We start from the raw sequence: 14,233 nt of genomic DNA, 5'->3' as shown, positions 1-14,233 counted from the left end.
AGCACCTTCAAGGCCCCGCCGATCTAATTATTCGAATGGCTGTGTTCCATTATCTCACTGCTGGCAGGCCATTTCTTCACAACCCGAACCCCATGATCGGGCTGTGGGCTGATCGGGTGGCTCTCCCTCGCCATCCTCGTTCGAGGATTGCGCCAGATCGGCTGACAGCGTCAGCGCGTCCCCGAGCAGGAAGGCGCCGTCACAGGCCGAGGCCGGCGCTGGGCGGCGGCTGGATCAATCGCGTGAAGCTCGGGCGTCGAAACGACGCCCTCATGTTGCGGCGCCTTGGTCCGTCCGATCAACCGGGTTTCGTCCGGCTCGTGCCGAACACTCCACCGCCGGTCGCAGTCGCGACTGCGGCCTAGCGTCCCGCGAAGCGCGTCTTGCCGGCCTCCTCCGCCACCAGATGCTGCCAGGGGCCGAGCCGGGTGCGGTCCGGCAGGCGGCCGATCTTGGCAAGCTCGCGCCACAGCCCCTTCACGCAATGCCGCATGGCCAGGATCCCGTCTTCGCCGGCGGCCAGCAGATGCGCGGTGTAGAGCGCATTGCGGATCTCACCGCCGACCAGTTCGAAACCGTCCGACAGGATGGCAAGGTCGATGTCCTCCGACCGCATCCCGGGCGCGGGCAGCAGCCGCTGCCAGATCCGCAGGCGCTCGGCGGGGCCGGGCGGGCCGAATTCGGCCCGGACCCGGATGCGCCGCAGAAAGGCGTCGTCCATGTTGCCGGCCAGGTTGGTCGCCAGGATCGCCAGCCCCTCGAAGCTTTCGAGCCGCTGCAACAGGAAGTCGATGGTGATATTGGCATAGCGGTCGTGGCTGTCGCGCAGCTCGGTGCGCTTGCCGAAACAGGCGTCGGCCTCGTCGAAGAACAGCGCCACGCGCGACCGCTCGGCCTCGTCGAACAGCGCGGCCAGGCGTTTCTCGCTTTCGCCGATGAACTTGTCGATCACCCGGCTGAGGTCGATGCGGTAAAGCGCGAAATCGACCTCGCGCGCGACGATCTGCGCCGCCATGGTCTTGCCGGTGCCGGGCGGGCCGCTGAACAGGCAGGCCAGCCCCTGCCCGGCCTTCAGCCCCGCCCCCGGCCCGTCCGGCGCGAAAAGCCGGCTTCCGTGCCGTGCCCAGGCGATGGCCAGGTCCAGCTCGGCCTCGGTCTCGCGGCGCAGCACGATGTCGTCGCGGCAGAAGGGGCAGCCCAGCCGCTGCGCCGAGCCGTCGAACTCGACGGTCCGGAGCTGGTCGCAGGCCGCGAGCAGGTCGCAGGCGTTCGGGACCTTGCGGCCCTCGATCCGCGCCGAGGCCAGCGCCAGACGCAGCGCCCGGCCGATCCCGGCGCGGCCAAAGGCGAAACGCTCGGCGATGCGGGTGTGGTCCTCGGGCACGACCGAGGGGATCGCCTGCCGCCACAGCTCGGCACGCTCGGCCACGCTGCTGCGCGGCACGTCGAGCGAGAGGACCGGCCGGTCGGAGCAGGCGGCGACGGCCGCGAAGGCGCCGGGCGGGGCGATGACGATCACCGGGCCGTCGAGGCCGCGCAAGGTCGGACCCAGCATCGCCGGCTGGGGATCGCCAAGAATGGCGACGGCATCGTGCATCCGCGCCGTCCGGCGCAGGGCGACCTGGCGGTCCGGCTCGGCCAGATCGGACAGCACCGCCTCGACGGCGGAAGGCCGCAGCGCCGCGGCCACGGCGCGGGCGATGTCGCGGCGCCCGCTGTCCTCGGCCCCGGTGACGACGACCAGCGGCGCGCCCGGGATCTCGCGCCGCGCCAGCATGCGGATCAGCGCGGCGGTGCGATCCGCGACGCCCGGCGGCAGCGGGCGGTTGCGGTCCTCGTCGCCCAGCGGGCGCAGGGGCAGCGCGCAGGCGCCGCGCAGGCCCAGAATGGCCGCCGTCACGTCCGGCGGCATGGCCAGTTCGCGCGTGACCAGGGGGCCTTCGCCCCTTAGCGCCACCAGCCCGCAATCCACGATCGGCGCATCCGGCCGCAGCCGGGCGATGAAATCCGCAGGCTCAAGCCCCAGCGCGGCCAGCTGGCCCAGCACCAGCCGCCGCGCGCCGCCCGGCTCGATCAGGGCGACCAGCCGGGCCGCCCCGGCGCTCGCCTCGACCAGCGCGGCGGCCAGCAGCATGTCGCGTTCGGGATCGTCCAGGCCGAAGGCGGCGGCAACCCGGTCGAGACCCGGCAGATGCGGCCTGCCCGTGGCACGAAACCGGGCCGCGCCGGCGGCACGCTGCAGCGCGGCGGCGCGCTCGGGCGGCAAAGCCTGGCCCGACTCCAGGACCCGCGCGGCAAGCCAGGCGTCAAGCTCGGACAATGCCGCCGGCGGCGCCGCACCCGGATCGGGCGGCGGGACCGGACGGCCTGCGCCGAACACGCGCCGCGCGCGAAGCATCTCAGGACACCTCGGACGGACCCTGGCGCAAGCAGGCCCGGATCGTCGCGGTTGATACGTCCTCCATCGTCCTTTGCACCTTTCCGGTGGTCAAGATCCACAGCCTGTCGCCCCGGCGCGGGACGACGACGAAGCGGTCCGCCTGCACGGCCGGCAGGGCCTGCGGGTCGGGGGTCTCCATGCAGACCAGAACCGCGTCGAACGGCCCGTCCGAGGGCAGGCGCACCACCTCGGCGTCGGACATCTCGGCGACGGCGCTTTCGATGATCGACCGGAGCATGGTCGGCGCGGCGGCGAGGTCCATCCCGAGTCGCACTGGCAGCCCTTTCCGCAAGCCTACGGGGCCGATCCTGGGCGCTGGGGCCGCGTCAGGGAACGTCCGCGGGGGTTCATTCGGGGGGAAAGAATGCCCGGACCGCCCCCGCCGCGCGGCGTCCGGGGCCGCGACCGACCGCATCCTTCCGATGCCGCAAGCCGGGCGGAGGATGCAGATCCCGCCGAAGCCCTGGTTTCCCCGGCCGCCGCACGGGCCCGACGGCGCCGATCCGGGGCGGAGGTCCGGATTTCATGCCCCCGCCGGTCTGGATCGCATCCTGCCCCGGGATCCGGACCGTCAGGTCCGTCCTCCTCGTCCGCCGACCGCAGGCGACCGGCCGGGCAAGGCCCGGCCCAGCCTGGACCGTTTTTGAACCGCCGTCGGCTTTGCCCCGACCCCGGCGCCTCGGGCAGCATGATCCTGAGCCGGCATCATTCGGGCTCGGAGGAATCGTCGTGTTGACAGACCGGGACATCCAGCATGGCTGACTGGCGGGTCATCGAGAATACCGGGCAGACGCTGGTCGGGCTGATCGAGCGCCATGTCGCCCAGCTGGGCATTCCGAATGTCGGCGTGGGCGTCGTCACGCCGATGGCCTTCGCCTCGCTGGCGGATACGACCGACCCTTTCGTCTCGCTGTTTCTCTACCAGATCGCCGGCAATGCCGAGATGCGCGGCAATCCGCGCCGGGTGCTGGCGAACGGCACGCTGGGCCGCCAGCCGCTGCCGCTGGAGCTGTGCTATCTGGTCACCGCCTGGGGCGTGCGCGCCACCGACGACGTCATCGGCGACCTGCCCGCGACGCAGGACGAGGCGCGGCTTCTGGGTGCGGTGCTGCAAGCCTTCTACGACAATGCCGAGCTGGATCGCAGCAGCCTGTTCGAGGTTCCCGGCCTGCCGGTCTGGTCGCCCGAGGACGGGCTGCAGATCGTCATGGAAACGCTGCCCGTCGATGGGCATTACCGCATCTGGGACGCGACCAAGCTCGGCTATCGGCTGTCGCTGGTCTATCGCGTCCGCGTCGCCGCGCTGGAACCGACCGACGTTCCGCATGCCCCGCCCACCAGGGAAGCGATGCTGGAGACGGTGCCATGACCGTGACGCATGTCCTGTCGCTCGCCGTGCGCTTCCTCGACCATTTCAGCGGCCGGCCGGTGCCGCAGGAACTGCCGGTGCGGCTGTCGGGAAGCTACGCCCGCCCGGTGCGGCGCCCCGACGGCCTTGGCGCCCGCCAGGCCGACGGCAGCTATCGCTTCCTGGGCGCGGAGCCGGGCACAAGGCGGATCCTGTGGCGCGATCCCTTCCAGCGCAGCCAGTCCGGCTGGATCCGCTGGGAGGCCGCCGACCCCGAGGTGACGCTGCCGCTGGTTACCCCGGCGCAGATGATCGAGCACGAGCTCTGGCCGACCGCCGGCGCCGAGGTGGCGCCCGGCACGACCGGGGTGCGCGGCCAGCTGCGTGGCGCGGACGCCGCCGGCCTGGAGATTCGCGTCGCGCGCCAGGGCCGGCCCTTCGACCGCATGACCCGCAGCGACGCGGCCGGGGAATTCCTGTTCCTGCCGCCCGGCGCGCTGCCGCTGGACGCATCCGGCCGGGTGCCCCTGACCATCGAGGCGCGCATCCCCGGCGGCGCCATCCGCCCGATCCTGTCGGGACGCTTCCTGCCCGCCACCGCGGGCGCGGATTTCGCCGGACCGAACTTCACCATCCTCCCGCAGACGGTGGCGCGGGTGATTTTCGCGCTGGCCTAGCAAAGCCATAGCCAAGGAGACGAGACGATGCCCGAATATCTCCGCCCCGGCGTCTTCATCCAGGAGACCTCGTTCCGCGGCAAGCCCATCCAGGGGGTCAGCACCTCGACCGCCGGATTCGTCGGCGCCACCCGCAGCGGCCCGGAAGGCAAGCCGACCTTCGTCGGCAGCTATGGCCAGTTCCGCCGGCTGTTCGGCGACCCGATCACCGCGCCCGCCGGGCTGGGCGACTACCTTGGCCATGCGGTGAAGGCGTTCTTCGAGAACGGCGGCAGCCGCTGCTATGTCGTCCGCGCCCTCGGCCCCGGCGCCGCGGCGGCCGAGCGGACCATGGACCAGGGCACGGTCCTTCGGCTGGCGCGCGGCGTCACCGTCCGCGGCCCGACCGACACGCTGCGGCTGAACACGCTGCGCCAGGTCGCACCGGGCAGCGTGCTGCGGGTCTTTACCCGGCCCAACGCGACCGGCGCCTTCACCGAGCGGCTGGCCTCGCCCGTCGTCTCGATCAGCCCGCTCGACAATGCGGTGGTGCTGGCCAATCCCGTCGCCGCCGGCATCGTCTTCGAGCCCGAGAACACCCGGATCGAGATCCTGGGCGCCGCCCCGGTCGCCGATGCCGGCCCGGTGATCCGCGCCCGCCATCGCGGCAATGACGGCAACCGGCTGTCGGTCGAGTTCCGGCCCCGCGACAAGGCGCCGGTGGCGCTGACCGCCTCGGGCGGGCGCCGCGTCGACGCGGCGATCCCGCTGGCCGCCGATGCCAATGCCGGTGACACCACGCTGAGCTTCACCCCGGCCGCGATGCAGAACCTGCGGACCGGCGACCAGATCACCGTCGGGGCCGAGGCGCTGACGGTGACGGCCATCGCCGACGGCGATGTCGCATTCGCGACCAGCGGCGGCGCGGCCGGGCTGGATCATTCCGCCGGCGGCGCCACGGTCGAGCTGATCGCGCGCGGCGGCAACGCGCTCGGGACGGCGCTGCCCCTGGGCGCGGCCCCCGCGGCCTTCGCCATCGACATGACGGGCGGCGCCGGCCCCTATGGCCCGACGGCGATCCCGCACGACCTGGCCATGATGCTGCAGGCCGGGGATGAGATCCGCGTCACCTCGGGCGGCAATGCGACCGACGTGACGCTGGCGCAGGTCAGGACCGCGCAGGACATCGCGCCGGGCGCCCATGTCACCGTGGGCACCGCGCTGGCCGCCGCGGCCCCGGCCGCCACGCCGACGCGCCTGGTCGCCACTGCGCCGGGCGCGGGCCTGTTCAGCCGCATCTATGTCAACGACGTCTCGGGCCTGGCCGCGCCGAACCGCGCCGGCGGCTTCGAGACCATCGCCGTGCAGAATGCCGGCGGCTTCGCCAATGCCGAGGTCGTGCTGGTCGATCCCACGCATAGCGCGCTCTGGCTCAGCGAAGCGGCGGGGAATTTCCCGGCTGGCGGCGTCGATGCGACGAACTGGGCGACATTCGAGGCGCTGCAGGCCGCCGCGAACGGCGATGACACGCTGTCCGTCGCCTCGACCGCCAGCTTCTATACCGGCGCCAAGGTCGAACTGGACACCGGCGCGGCCAAGATCGAGGCGACGGTCGCCGCGATCGACAGCGGCGCGCGCACCGTGACGCTGGCGGCGCCGCTGAACCTGCCCGCGCCCCTGGACCTGAACCCGGATCCGGCGCAGCGCAACCTGTTCCTGCGCGTGCATGAGATCGACGTCATCGTCTGGCAGGCCGATGCCGAATCCGGCACCCCGGTGCTGGCCGAGACCTTCGAGGGGCTGACCTGGAACGACGACACCGCGACCGATGCCGGGCTGAAGTATTTCGCCGACCGGCTGAACGACCCCGAGGTAGGCTCGAAGCTGATCGAGGTCGCAACCCCGGTCGCCGGCGCCGGCACCGATTTCGCGGACGCGCCCGCCACCGCCGACGGCTTCCCGAAGCCGCTGCAAAACGGCGACAACGGCGCCGCGATCACCGACCTGTCGCTGATCGGCGAGGATCTGGGCCCCGCCCGCCGCACCGGCATCGAGGCGCTGGCGGAACGCGACGACATCTCGATGGTCGCCGTCCCCGGCGTCACGGTCGAGACCGTGCAGGCCGCGCTGATCAGCCATTGCGAGCGGCTGAAATACCGGGTCGCAGTGCTGGACGCGCCGGTCGACGCGGCGGACGTGGTCTCGATCCAGGCGCATCGCAACAATTACGACAGCAAATATGCGGCCTATTATGCGCCCTGGCTGCGCGCGCTGAACACCGCGAACGGCCGGATCGAAAGCTTCCCGCCCTCGGGCTATGCGATGGGCATCTATGCCCGCACCGACAATGCGGTCGGCGTGCACAAGGCCCCCGCAAACGAGGTCGTGCGCAACATCGTGGATGTCGCGCTGCCGCTGACCGCGGCCGAGCAGGAGGTGCTGAACCCGGTCGGTGTCAACCTGGTGCGCGACCTGACGCCGCGCGGGATCCGCATGTGGGGCGCCCGCACCATCAGCTCGGACCAGGAATGGAAATACCTGAACATCCGCAGGCTGTTCATCTATGTCGAGCATTCCATTGACCTCGGCACGCAATGGGTGGTGTTCGAACCGAATTCCGAGGCGCTGTGGGAACGGGTGACGCAATCCATCACCTCGTTCCTGATCGGCGTCTGGAAATCCGGCGCGCTGATGGGAACGACGCCCGAGGAAGGGTTCTTCGTGACCTGCGACCGATCCACCATGTCGCAGGACGACATAGATAACGGGCGGCTGGTCTGCGAGATCGGCCTGGCCCCCGTCGCCCCGGCCGAGTTCGTCATCTTCAAGATCGGCCAGTTCACCGCATCGACCAGCTAGGCCCAGCAACCGGAGATTGAACCATGGCAACGCCCAGGCCGAATCCCTATTCGAACTTCAACTTCATCGTCGAGATCGACAACGAGGAAGTCGTCGGCTTCTCGGAAATCAGCGGCCTCGACAGCGAGACGGTGCCGATCGAATACCGCGAGGGCTCGGACCCGACCTCGGCGATGCGCCAGCTGGCGGGCACCGAGAAATATTCGCCGGTGATCTTCAAGCGCGGCATCACCGGCAGCCTCTATCTGTGGAACTGGCGCAAGGAGGCCCGCGACGGCGGCACCACCTTCCCGCCGACCAAGACGGTGGTGGTGAAGCTCTTGAACGAAAAGCACGACCGGAACGCGCCGGCGATGACCTGGACGCTGACCAATGCCTGGCCGACCAAGATCACCGGCCCGACGCTCAGCGCCAAAGGCAACGAATTCGCCGTCGAGCAGATCGACATCGTTCACGACCGTCTGGACATCTCGTGAGGGCATGGGCGATGGCGCAGTCCTACCAGATCCCCGGTGTCTACAGCCGCCCCCGCGCGCGGGCCGAAGGGTTCCCGCGGGTGCGCACCGACATCGCCGGCTTCGTCGGCATCGCCGGGCCGCGCCATGTCGGCAAGGCGGTGGCCGTGGACGACTGGCAGGGCTATGTCGCGCAGTTCCGCACCGACGAACGCGGCGGCCCCCTGCCGCCCCCGGCCGGCGCGACGCTGGACAAGGCGGTGCGCGACTACTTCGCCAATGGCGGCCGGCGGCTGTGGATCGTGAACGTCGCGCCCGCGGTCGATGCGCTGGAGCCGCAGCAGCTTCTGAACCGGATGCTGGGGATCGACACGCTGGCGGCCTGGCACGGGCTGGAGCTGCTGCTGCGCCAGCCCGAGGTCGCGCTGGTCGCGCTGCCCGACCTCGATGCCGAGATCCTGGTCGAGGATGACCGCTACGAGCCGCCAGGCAGCCAGGGCGATCCCTGTTTTCGCCGCTGCGACTGCCGCGCGCCATCGGGCGTGCCCGCGACGCATCGCGCCGTAACCGCCACCGGCTATGGCCGCGCCATCTCCGAGGAAGACATGCTCTGGGCGCAGCAATATGTCCTGGCGCGGCTGGAACGCGAGCGCTGGCGCTGGTTCGCGCTTTTCGCACCGCCCGCCGGCCTGACGCTCGCTCGCGCCGTCGACTGGCGCGAACGGCTGACCCGCGCCAGCGGCGGCTCGGACCTCGGCGCGCTTTACTGGCCGTGGCTGCGGGTGCAGGACAGCCCGTGGGCGCCCGAGGAATTGCGCTCTCCCGTCGGCGCCGTTGCCGGGGTCTTTGCCGCGACCGACGTGGCCGAGGGCGCGCATGTCGCGCCGGCGAACCGGGTGCTGACCGGCGTCGTCGGGCTGGAAACCCGCATCGGCGACCGCGAGAACGCACGCGCCTATGATGCGGGCATCAACCTGCTGCGCGGCTTCGCGGGACAGGGCACGCTGGTCTGGGGCGCGCGAACGCTGCTGTGGCAGGGGCCGCAGGACGCCGCCGATCCGCTGTCCTTCGTCAATGCCCGCCGTTGCCTGTCGGCCATCGCGCGCAGCTGCGAGGTCATCGGCCAGCCCATGGTGTTCGAGCCGAACACCCCGCTCTTGCGGATCCGCATGCACCAGCTGATGGTCGATTACCTGCTGCGGGTCTTCGCCTCGGGCGCGCTGAAGGGCGCCCTGCCCGAGGAAGGCTTCTTCGTTCAGGTCAACTCGGTCGAGGAAAGCCCCGAGGGCCATGTCGAATGCACCATCGGCGTCGCCCTGGCCCAGCCGGCCGAGTTCATCGAATTCCGCATCGGCCGCGACGGCGGCGTCATCGAACGCGCGGAGGCCGCCTGATGGTCGATTTCCCGCTTTTCCAGCCGGTCCTGAAGATCAACTTCATGGTGACCATTTGGGACACGCCGGATTCCAATAGTGGCGGGGTCGGCGGCGTGCTCAGCAGCGTGGGTTCCGCGGTGCTGTCGGCGGCGACGCAATTCGTGGCCGGCGGCTTCAAGTCGATCGAGGGGCTGGAGGCCGTCAACACGGTCGCCTCCTATAACCAGGGCGGCCAGAACGACACCGAGCTGCGCTTCTTCGACCGCGCGACCTATTCCAGGATCGTGATGAAGCGCGGCGTGACCTTCAACACCGATCTGTGGGACTGGCACCACCAGGTCATCACCGGCAAGCGCAAGACCCGCAAGAGCGGCACCATCATCCTGATGGACACCCGCAAGCTGTTCGAGATTCCGGGCGTCGGCGGCAGCGTGCCCGGCATGTTCTTCCCGGTCGCGGGCTGGACCTTCCACAATGCGCTGCCGGCCAAGCTCAGCGGCCCGGCGCTGGACGCGACGGACGGGCGCGGACCGGGCGCGGTCGCCATCGAGACGGCAGAATTGCACGCCGAAAAGATCGAGCGGCTGTCGCTGTCGCTGATCCCCGGCGTCGCCGACCTGAATTCGGTGCTGTCCGGGCTGGTGGGCCTCGCCGGCGGGGCGGTGCTGGCGGGCGGGGCGGCAGGTGCCGCAGCCGCCGTCGGCGGGCTGTAGGGGGGCGGCGATGGGACTGGTCATGGCAACCATCGTCAACGCCTCGATCGCCGGGGACAAGGGCGTGCCCGTCCTGTTCAACCCCAGCGAGCTGACCGTCACGACGAACATCCTCTATCCCGAGATCTCGGTCCCCGGCCTGCAGATCCCGCTGCTGCAATTCGTGCGCGGCGAGTCGAGGACACTGGAAACCGAGCTGTTCCTCGACCGCACCAACTCGGGCGAGTCGCTGAAGGACGATCTCGACAAGCTGCGCAAATACGTCGCCATCGACAGCGACCTGCATGCGCCGCCGGTCTGCACCTTCGCCTGGGGCAAGGAAACCGCGTTCACCGGGGTGATGGTCGAGTTCAAGGAAAAGTTCAGCATCTTCGACAGCGAGGGCCGGATCCTGCGCGCCCGGGTGACGATCAAGCTCAAGGCCTATGAGGATGCGAATGCGCAATACAAGCGGATCAACAAGCAGTCGCCGGACCGCAGCAAGACCCGGGTCACGCGGCAGGGCGACCGCTACGACCTGATCGCGGCCGAGGAATACGGCGACGCCGCGCTGTGGCAACTGATCGCCAGCGCCAACGGCGACGACCGGCCGCGGCTCCTGGCCCCCGGCACCACGCTGGCGATTCCGGCGCTTTAGGGAGGATGCGATGGCCCAGACGACCGTCGAGAACATGGTGACCGAGATCACCTTCGAGCCGATGGTGATCACCGCGACGCCGCCCGGCCAGCATGGCGGCGCCGACGACATCGCCCGGCTGCGCGAGATCCTGCGGCCGCTCATCACCGATCTGCTGGTCGAGGAATACGACACTCTGCGTCGGATCATGGGGGGCTGAGCCATGGACGGCGATTTCCCCCGCATCCTGGACGGCAAGCTGCCCGGAACCGCGCTGCACGCGCCGCAGGTGCGCATCGTCACCGACAAGGGCGAGCCCCTGACCGTGGACGGCAACCCGATCTCGCCCGACATCGTCAGTTCGGTGGTGACGCTGCCCGCATCGGGCACGGCGGTCGCCGACATCGTGCTGAACAACCAGCGCAACGACAAGGCCAACCCGAACCGCCCGGCCGCCCCGTCCTGGCGCTACAATGCGCTGAAAGAGGTTTCTTTCGGCAAGGTCTTCCGGGTCGATTACCGCTATGGGCAGGAGCCCTGGACGCCGATGATCCTGGCCCGCATCACCGGCGTCGATTTCAACTTCCCCTCGGCCGCCGGCGCCCAGGTCACGCTGAAAGGCGAGGATTTCTCGAGCCTTCTGAAGGTCAAGCCGCAGGAGCCGATGATCTACATGGAGGATCACGAGACCTTCATCGTGCAAAGCGAGGTCGGCGACGGCGCCCCCGACCTGAAGATGGCGCCCCTACCGGAATCCCCCTTCTCGGAAACCATCTCGCTGACCCGGCCGACCGACAAGACCCGGCTGCAGTTCATCGCTGAACTGGCCGAGCGGATGGATTTCGAAGCCTTCGTCGCCTTCAACGACGACACGCCGATCAAGCAGACCGGCGCGGTCGAGCGCCCGGTCGCATTCCATTTCGCGCCCGCCCGCTCGGCCACGCTGGGCACCGTGGTGACGCTGCTCTGGGGCCGCGACCTGATCGACTTCAAGCCCGCCTTCAGCGTCTGGGACATCCCGACCCAGGCGACGGCCTCGGGCAATGTGCCGCGCGACCGCGGCGCCATCGACGAAACCGTCTCCTATGACGCCGACCGCGCGCTGGTCGTGAACGACCTGCACGGCGCGCCCGACGGCGGCGCCCCCATGGACGCGGTCAAGGCGCGCAACGATTTCTTCAACGCCCGGCCCGCGGTCAATCCGATCAGCGTCAAGGTCGAGAACCTCGACACCGAGCGCGCGCGGCTGGCGGCGGCGGCGGCCATGCGCAAGGGTATCCGCGGCTTCCTGACGGCCGAGCTTTCGACCCTGGGCCTGACCACGATCCGGCCCGGCATCCACGTCGATCTGAAAGGGCTTTACGCGCCCTTCGACGGCATCTGGTACGTCACCCAGACCGTCCACACGCTGAATGCCGCGGGCTACATCACCAAGACATCGCTGCGCCGGCCCGGGATGCTGGATCCGGCCGGCTATCCGGGAGCTTCGCAATGACCATCGGCGGACGACACAGCATCTTTTCGGCCGTGCACGACCACGCCTCCATGCGGACCGGCCAGATCCGCGGCATCCGCCTGGCCGAGGTCGAGGACATCACCGACAAGGGCTATATCCTGAAATGGCTCAGCGGCAACGTCCGCTCGAAAAGCGCGCCGGCCCGCGCCGCCAGCTTCATGGCCGGGAAAGAGCGCGGCGCCTATTTCCCCTTCGAGAAGGGCGACGAGGTCGTCGTCGGCTTCGTCGACAATGACGAGGATTATCCGGTCATCCTGGGCGCGCTCTGGTCCTCGCAGGATCCGCCGCCGCCGGATGCCGACACCGCATCGTCGAACAACACCCGCACCATCGTCTCGCGCGGCGGTCACGAGCTGACCTTCGACGACACCGAGAACGCGGGCAAGGTGCTGCTGAAGACCAAGGGCGGCATCCAGATCCTGATGGATGACGCCGCGAAAAGCCTGACCATCAAGCTGGACGACGCGAACAGCATCGTTATCGACACCTCCGGCGTGACCGTGAAGGGCGCGGTCATCAACCTCAACTGAAGGAAGCGACGCATGATCATAGAGGCCGCCGAAACTGCGCTTCCGCACCTGTTCCTGCGCGGCTTCCGCGCGCCGGTCGGGCAGAAGGTGGCGCATGTCCCGGGCGATCCGGCCGATCCGGCGGATGATGCGACCACCTTTCAGGAGGTCGGCGCCTTCGTCGCGCGCGCCAGGCTGTCCTTTGCCGGCGCCGCGCTGGACCCGGGCGAGGTGGCGACCGAGGACCAGCCCTATGACGGCGCGCCGGCCGCCGGACCCTTCCGCCATGAGGCCGACATTCCGGTCTGGAAGCCCGATCCCGACGTGGTGGTGGTCGACGCGATCACCGCGATTGCCGCGGTGGTGAACGACCCCGCCCTCGCGCCGCTGCCGCCGCCGCCCTGGGGCGACGCGCTGGCGGCCGAGATCGACGCCGTGCTGGTCGCCGCCCCCTTCGGCACGGTCGAGATCGACCGCGGCGCGGGGTTCGGCCCGGCCGCGGCGCTGAATTTCGGCTGGCTGCCCCGCGGCACGCCGCCGCGCCTGGCGCTGGCGGGCGATGCGGCCACGAACGACCCGTGGCAGCTGAACAAGTTCAAGGCGGACCAGTTCAAGCTGCCCGCCGGCTATGACAACGCCTTCCTGAACGGTCGCCCGCTTGCCGGCCAGCAGGCGTTTGCGCCCGGCGACCGGCTGCGCTTCACCGACACCACCCCGGCCGGACCCGATGTCGTGACCATCGTCACGATCCCCGCCGCGCCGGTGCTGGCCGTCACGCAGGATGGCGCGGCCCTCGACCCGCCGCTGCTGCTGTCGCCGCGTGCCGATACCGTGGTCATGGACCGCGGCGCGCAGGAATTCCTGATCCTCTGGCGCGCGACCTTCCCCTGGGACGCGCGCTACGAGACCGCGACGCTGGAGGTCAGTTGACATGGGCCGGCCGATCACCACCACCAAGGGCGGCATCTGCTTCGCCTTTCCGAATGTCTGCCAGACGCAGGTCGGCCCGGCGACGGTGCCGATCCCCTATCCCTCGATCGGCCAGCTCGGCGATGCCGGCGGGACCGCGAAGGTCAAGGCCGGCGGCAGCAATGTCGTGCGCAAGGCCGACACGATCACGTCGACCACCGGCGATGCCGCCGGTCAGGCCGGGGTCACCTCCGGGACGGTCGGGGGCAAGGTCGAATTCGTCTCCTATTCGGCCACGGTGAAGGCCGGGGGGTCCGAGGTCGTGCGCATGTTCGACCAGACCAGGCAGAACGACGGCAATGCCGTGGGGGTCGTGCTCGGCGGCCTGGCCACGGTCCTGGTGGGGGGCTGAGCATGGCACTGGCTGACCCCCGGCTGATCGGACCCCGCCCGCATCTGGGCGTCGGCTGGGCCTTTCCCGTCCGCCCGGATGGCGGCCGCCTTGGCTATGCCCGCTATGAGGAGGACGTCGAACAGGCCATCGAGATCATCCTGCGCACCAACCCGGGCGAGCGGGTCATGCTGCCCGGCTTCGGCGCCGGCTTGCGCCGGTTCCTGTTCGCCCCGAACAGCGCCGTCACCCACGGCCGGGTCGAAGAGGCGGTGCGCAGCGCGCTGATCGACCAGGAACCGCGCATCACCGTCGAGCGCGTCACGGCGCTCGCCGCCGAGGACGAGCCGAACCTGATGCGGATCGAGATCGACTATGTCGTGCGGCGCTCGAACGCCTTCTTCAACCTCGTCTATCCCTTCTACCTGACCGAGGCGGATTGAGC

Annotated in this window: 15 protein-coding genes; 13 read left to right on the top strand and 2 right to left on the bottom strand. The window is 70.0% G+C overall.

What is annotated here, in order from left to right; all coding sequences use genetic code 11:
* Positions 1-361: 361 nt before the first annotated feature.
* Together ASV56_RS15170 and ASV56_RS15165 are read right to left on the bottom strand one after the other, a co-directional pair.
* Positions 362-2,398: an ATP-binding protein gene (locus ASV56_RS15170; RefSeq protein ID WP_062562850.1), complete on the bottom strand. Its 2,037-nt coding sequence runs from the start codon at positions 2,396-2,398 to the stop codon at positions 362-364.
* Between the two features lies 1 nt (position 2,399).
* Positions 2,400-2,714 (bottom strand): hypothetical protein, encoded by a 315-nt coding sequence (locus ASV56_RS15165; protein ID WP_156429197.1) that lies wholly within the window; start codon positions 2,712-2,714, stop codon positions 2,400-2,402.
* Between the two features lie 480 nt (positions 2,715-3,194).
* Between ASV56_RS15165 and ASV56_RS15160 the strand changes: the two genes are divergently transcribed.
* The 13 genes from ASV56_RS15160 to ASV56_RS15100 are packed head-to-tail and all read left to right on the top strand — an operon-like array spanning position 3,195 to position 14,231.
* Positions 3,195-3,809: a Pvc16 family protein gene (locus ASV56_RS15160; protein WP_062562848.1), complete on the top strand. Its 615-nt coding sequence runs from the start codon at positions 3,195-3,197 to the stop codon at positions 3,807-3,809.
* A complete protein-coding gene (locus ASV56_RS15155; RefSeq protein WP_062562847.1) occupies positions 3,806-4,465 on the top strand; it encodes a hypothetical protein in 660 nt (219 codons plus the stop codon). Before ASV56_RS15160 ends, ASV56_RS15155 begins: the two co-directional genes overlap by 4 nt.
* Positions 4,466-4,492: 27 nt before the next feature.
* The gene (locus tag ASV56_RS15150; protein ID WP_062562846.1) at positions 4,493-7,303 is read left to right on the top strand and encodes a phage tail sheath subtilisin-like domain-containing protein; all 2,811 of its coding nucleotides are present in this window, start codon (positions 4,493-4,495) and stop codon (positions 7,301-7,303) included.
* Between the two features lie 23 nt (positions 7,304-7,326).
* Entirely contained in the window at positions 7,327-7,779 is a 453-nt protein-coding gene (locus ASV56_RS15145) for a phage tail protein (protein WP_018000956.1), read from the top strand.
* An 11-nt stretch (positions 7,780-7,790) separates the two neighbouring features.
* The gene (locus tag ASV56_RS15140; RefSeq protein WP_062562845.1) at positions 7,791-9,152 is read left to right on the top strand and encodes a phage tail sheath subtilisin-like domain-containing protein; all 1,362 of its coding nucleotides are present in this window, start codon (positions 7,791-7,793) and stop codon (positions 9,150-9,152) included.
* Entirely contained in the window at positions 9,152-9,847 is a 696-nt protein-coding gene (locus ASV56_RS15135) for a phage tail protein (RefSeq protein ID WP_062562844.1), read from the top strand. The genes ASV56_RS15140 and ASV56_RS15135 overlap by 1 nt, the downstream gene beginning before the upstream one ends.
* 22 nt (positions 9,848-9,869) lie before the next feature.
* Positions 9,870-10,484 carry a CIS tube protein gene (locus tag ASV56_RS15130; protein WP_062562843.1) on the top strand — a complete coding sequence of 205 codons (615 nt, stop codon included), beginning with the start codon at positions 9,870-9,872 and terminating at the stop codon, positions 10,482-10,484.
* A 10-nt stretch (positions 10,485-10,494) separates the two neighbouring features.
* Positions 10,495-10,683 (top strand): hypothetical protein, encoded by a 189-nt coding sequence (locus ASV56_RS15125; protein WP_018000952.1) that lies wholly within the window; start codon positions 10,495-10,497, stop codon positions 10,681-10,683.
* 3 nt (positions 10,684-10,686) lie between these two features.
* On the top strand, positions 10,687-11,958 hold the full coding sequence (locus tag ASV56_RS15120; RefSeq protein WP_062562842.1) for a hypothetical protein: 1,272 nt from the start codon (positions 10,687-10,689) through the stop codon (positions 11,956-11,958).
* Positions 11,955-12,509: a phage baseplate assembly protein V gene (locus ASV56_RS15115; RefSeq protein ID WP_018000950.1), complete on the top strand. Its 555-nt coding sequence runs from the start codon at positions 11,955-11,957 to the stop codon at positions 12,507-12,509. The genes ASV56_RS15120 and ASV56_RS15115 overlap by 4 nt, the downstream gene beginning before the upstream one ends.
* Positions 12,510-12,521: 12 nt before the next feature.
* A complete protein-coding gene (locus tag ASV56_RS15110) occupies positions 12,522-13,418 on the top strand; it encodes a DUF2169 family type VI secretion system accessory protein (RefSeq protein WP_062562841.1) in 897 nt (298 codons plus the stop codon).
* Position 13,419: 1 nt separating this feature from the next.
* Positions 13,420-13,809, top strand: coding sequence for a DUF4150 domain-containing protein (locus ASV56_RS15105; protein ID WP_062562840.1), 390 nt, complete (start codon positions 13,420-13,422; stop codon positions 13,807-13,809).
* A 2-nt stretch (positions 13,810-13,811) separates the two neighbouring features.
* Entirely contained in the window at positions 13,812-14,231 is a 420-nt protein-coding gene (locus ASV56_RS15100; RefSeq protein WP_062562839.1) for a GPW/gp25 family protein, read from the top strand.
* Positions 14,232-14,233 lie beyond the last annotated feature (2 nt).

This window comes from Paracoccus aminovorans, from assembly GCF_001546115.1.
In the GTDB taxonomy this organism is placed as follows: Bacteria; Pseudomonadota; Alphaproteobacteria; order Rhodobacterales; family Rhodobacteraceae; genus Paracoccus; species Paracoccus aminovorans_B.
This window is presented reverse-complemented; position numbering and strand designations above follow the sequence as displayed.

Excerpts from the sequence above, each read along its gene's own strand:
- ASV56_RS15170 (WP_062562850.1), bottom strand. The coding sequence starts at position 2,398 with ATGCTTCGCGCGCGGCGCGTGTTCGGCGCAGGCCGTCCGGTCCCGCCG.
- ASV56_RS15160 (WP_062562848.1), top strand. The coding sequence starts at position 3,195 with ATGGCTGACTGGCGGGTCATCGAGAATACCGGGCAGACGCTGGTCGGG.
- ASV56_RS15155 (WP_062562847.1), top strand. The coding sequence starts at position 3,806 with ATGACCGTGACGCATGTCCTGTCGCTCGCCGTGCGCTTCCTCGACCAT.
- ASV56_RS15150 (WP_062562846.1), top strand. The coding sequence starts at position 4,493 with ATGCCCGAATATCTCCGCCCCGGCGTCTTCATCCAGGAGACCTCGTTC.
- ASV56_RS15145 (WP_018000956.1), top strand. The coding sequence starts at position 7,327 with ATGGCAACGCCCAGGCCGAATCCCTATTCGAACTTCAACTTCATCGTC.
- ASV56_RS15140 (WP_062562845.1), top strand. The coding sequence starts at position 7,791 with ATGGCGCAGTCCTACCAGATCCCCGGTGTCTACAGCCGCCCCCGCGCG.
- ASV56_RS15135 (WP_062562844.1), top strand. The coding sequence starts at position 9,152 with ATGGTCGATTTCCCGCTTTTCCAGCCGGTCCTGAAGATCAACTTCATG.
- ASV56_RS15130 (WP_062562843.1), top strand. The coding sequence starts at position 9,870 with ATGGCAACCATCGTCAACGCCTCGATCGCCGGGGACAAGGGCGTGCCC.
- ASV56_RS15125 (WP_018000952.1), top strand. The coding sequence starts at position 10,495 with ATGGCCCAGACGACCGTCGAGAACATGGTGACCGAGATCACCTTCGAG.
- ASV56_RS15120 (WP_062562842.1), top strand. The coding sequence starts at position 10,687 with ATGGACGGCGATTTCCCCCGCATCCTGGACGGCAAGCTGCCCGGAACC.
- ASV56_RS15115 (WP_018000950.1), top strand. The coding sequence starts at position 11,955 with ATGACCATCGGCGGACGACACAGCATCTTTTCGGCCGTGCACGACCAC.
- ASV56_RS15110 (WP_062562841.1), top strand. The coding sequence starts at position 12,522 with ATGATCATAGAGGCCGCCGAAACTGCGCTTCCGCACCTGTTCCTGCGC.
- ASV56_RS15105 (WP_062562840.1), top strand. The coding sequence starts at position 13,420 with ATGGGCCGGCCGATCACCACCACCAAGGGCGGCATCTGCTTCGCCTTT.
- ASV56_RS15100 (WP_062562839.1), top strand. The coding sequence starts at position 13,812 with ATGGCACTGGCTGACCCCCGGCTGATCGGACCCCGCCCGCATCTGGGC.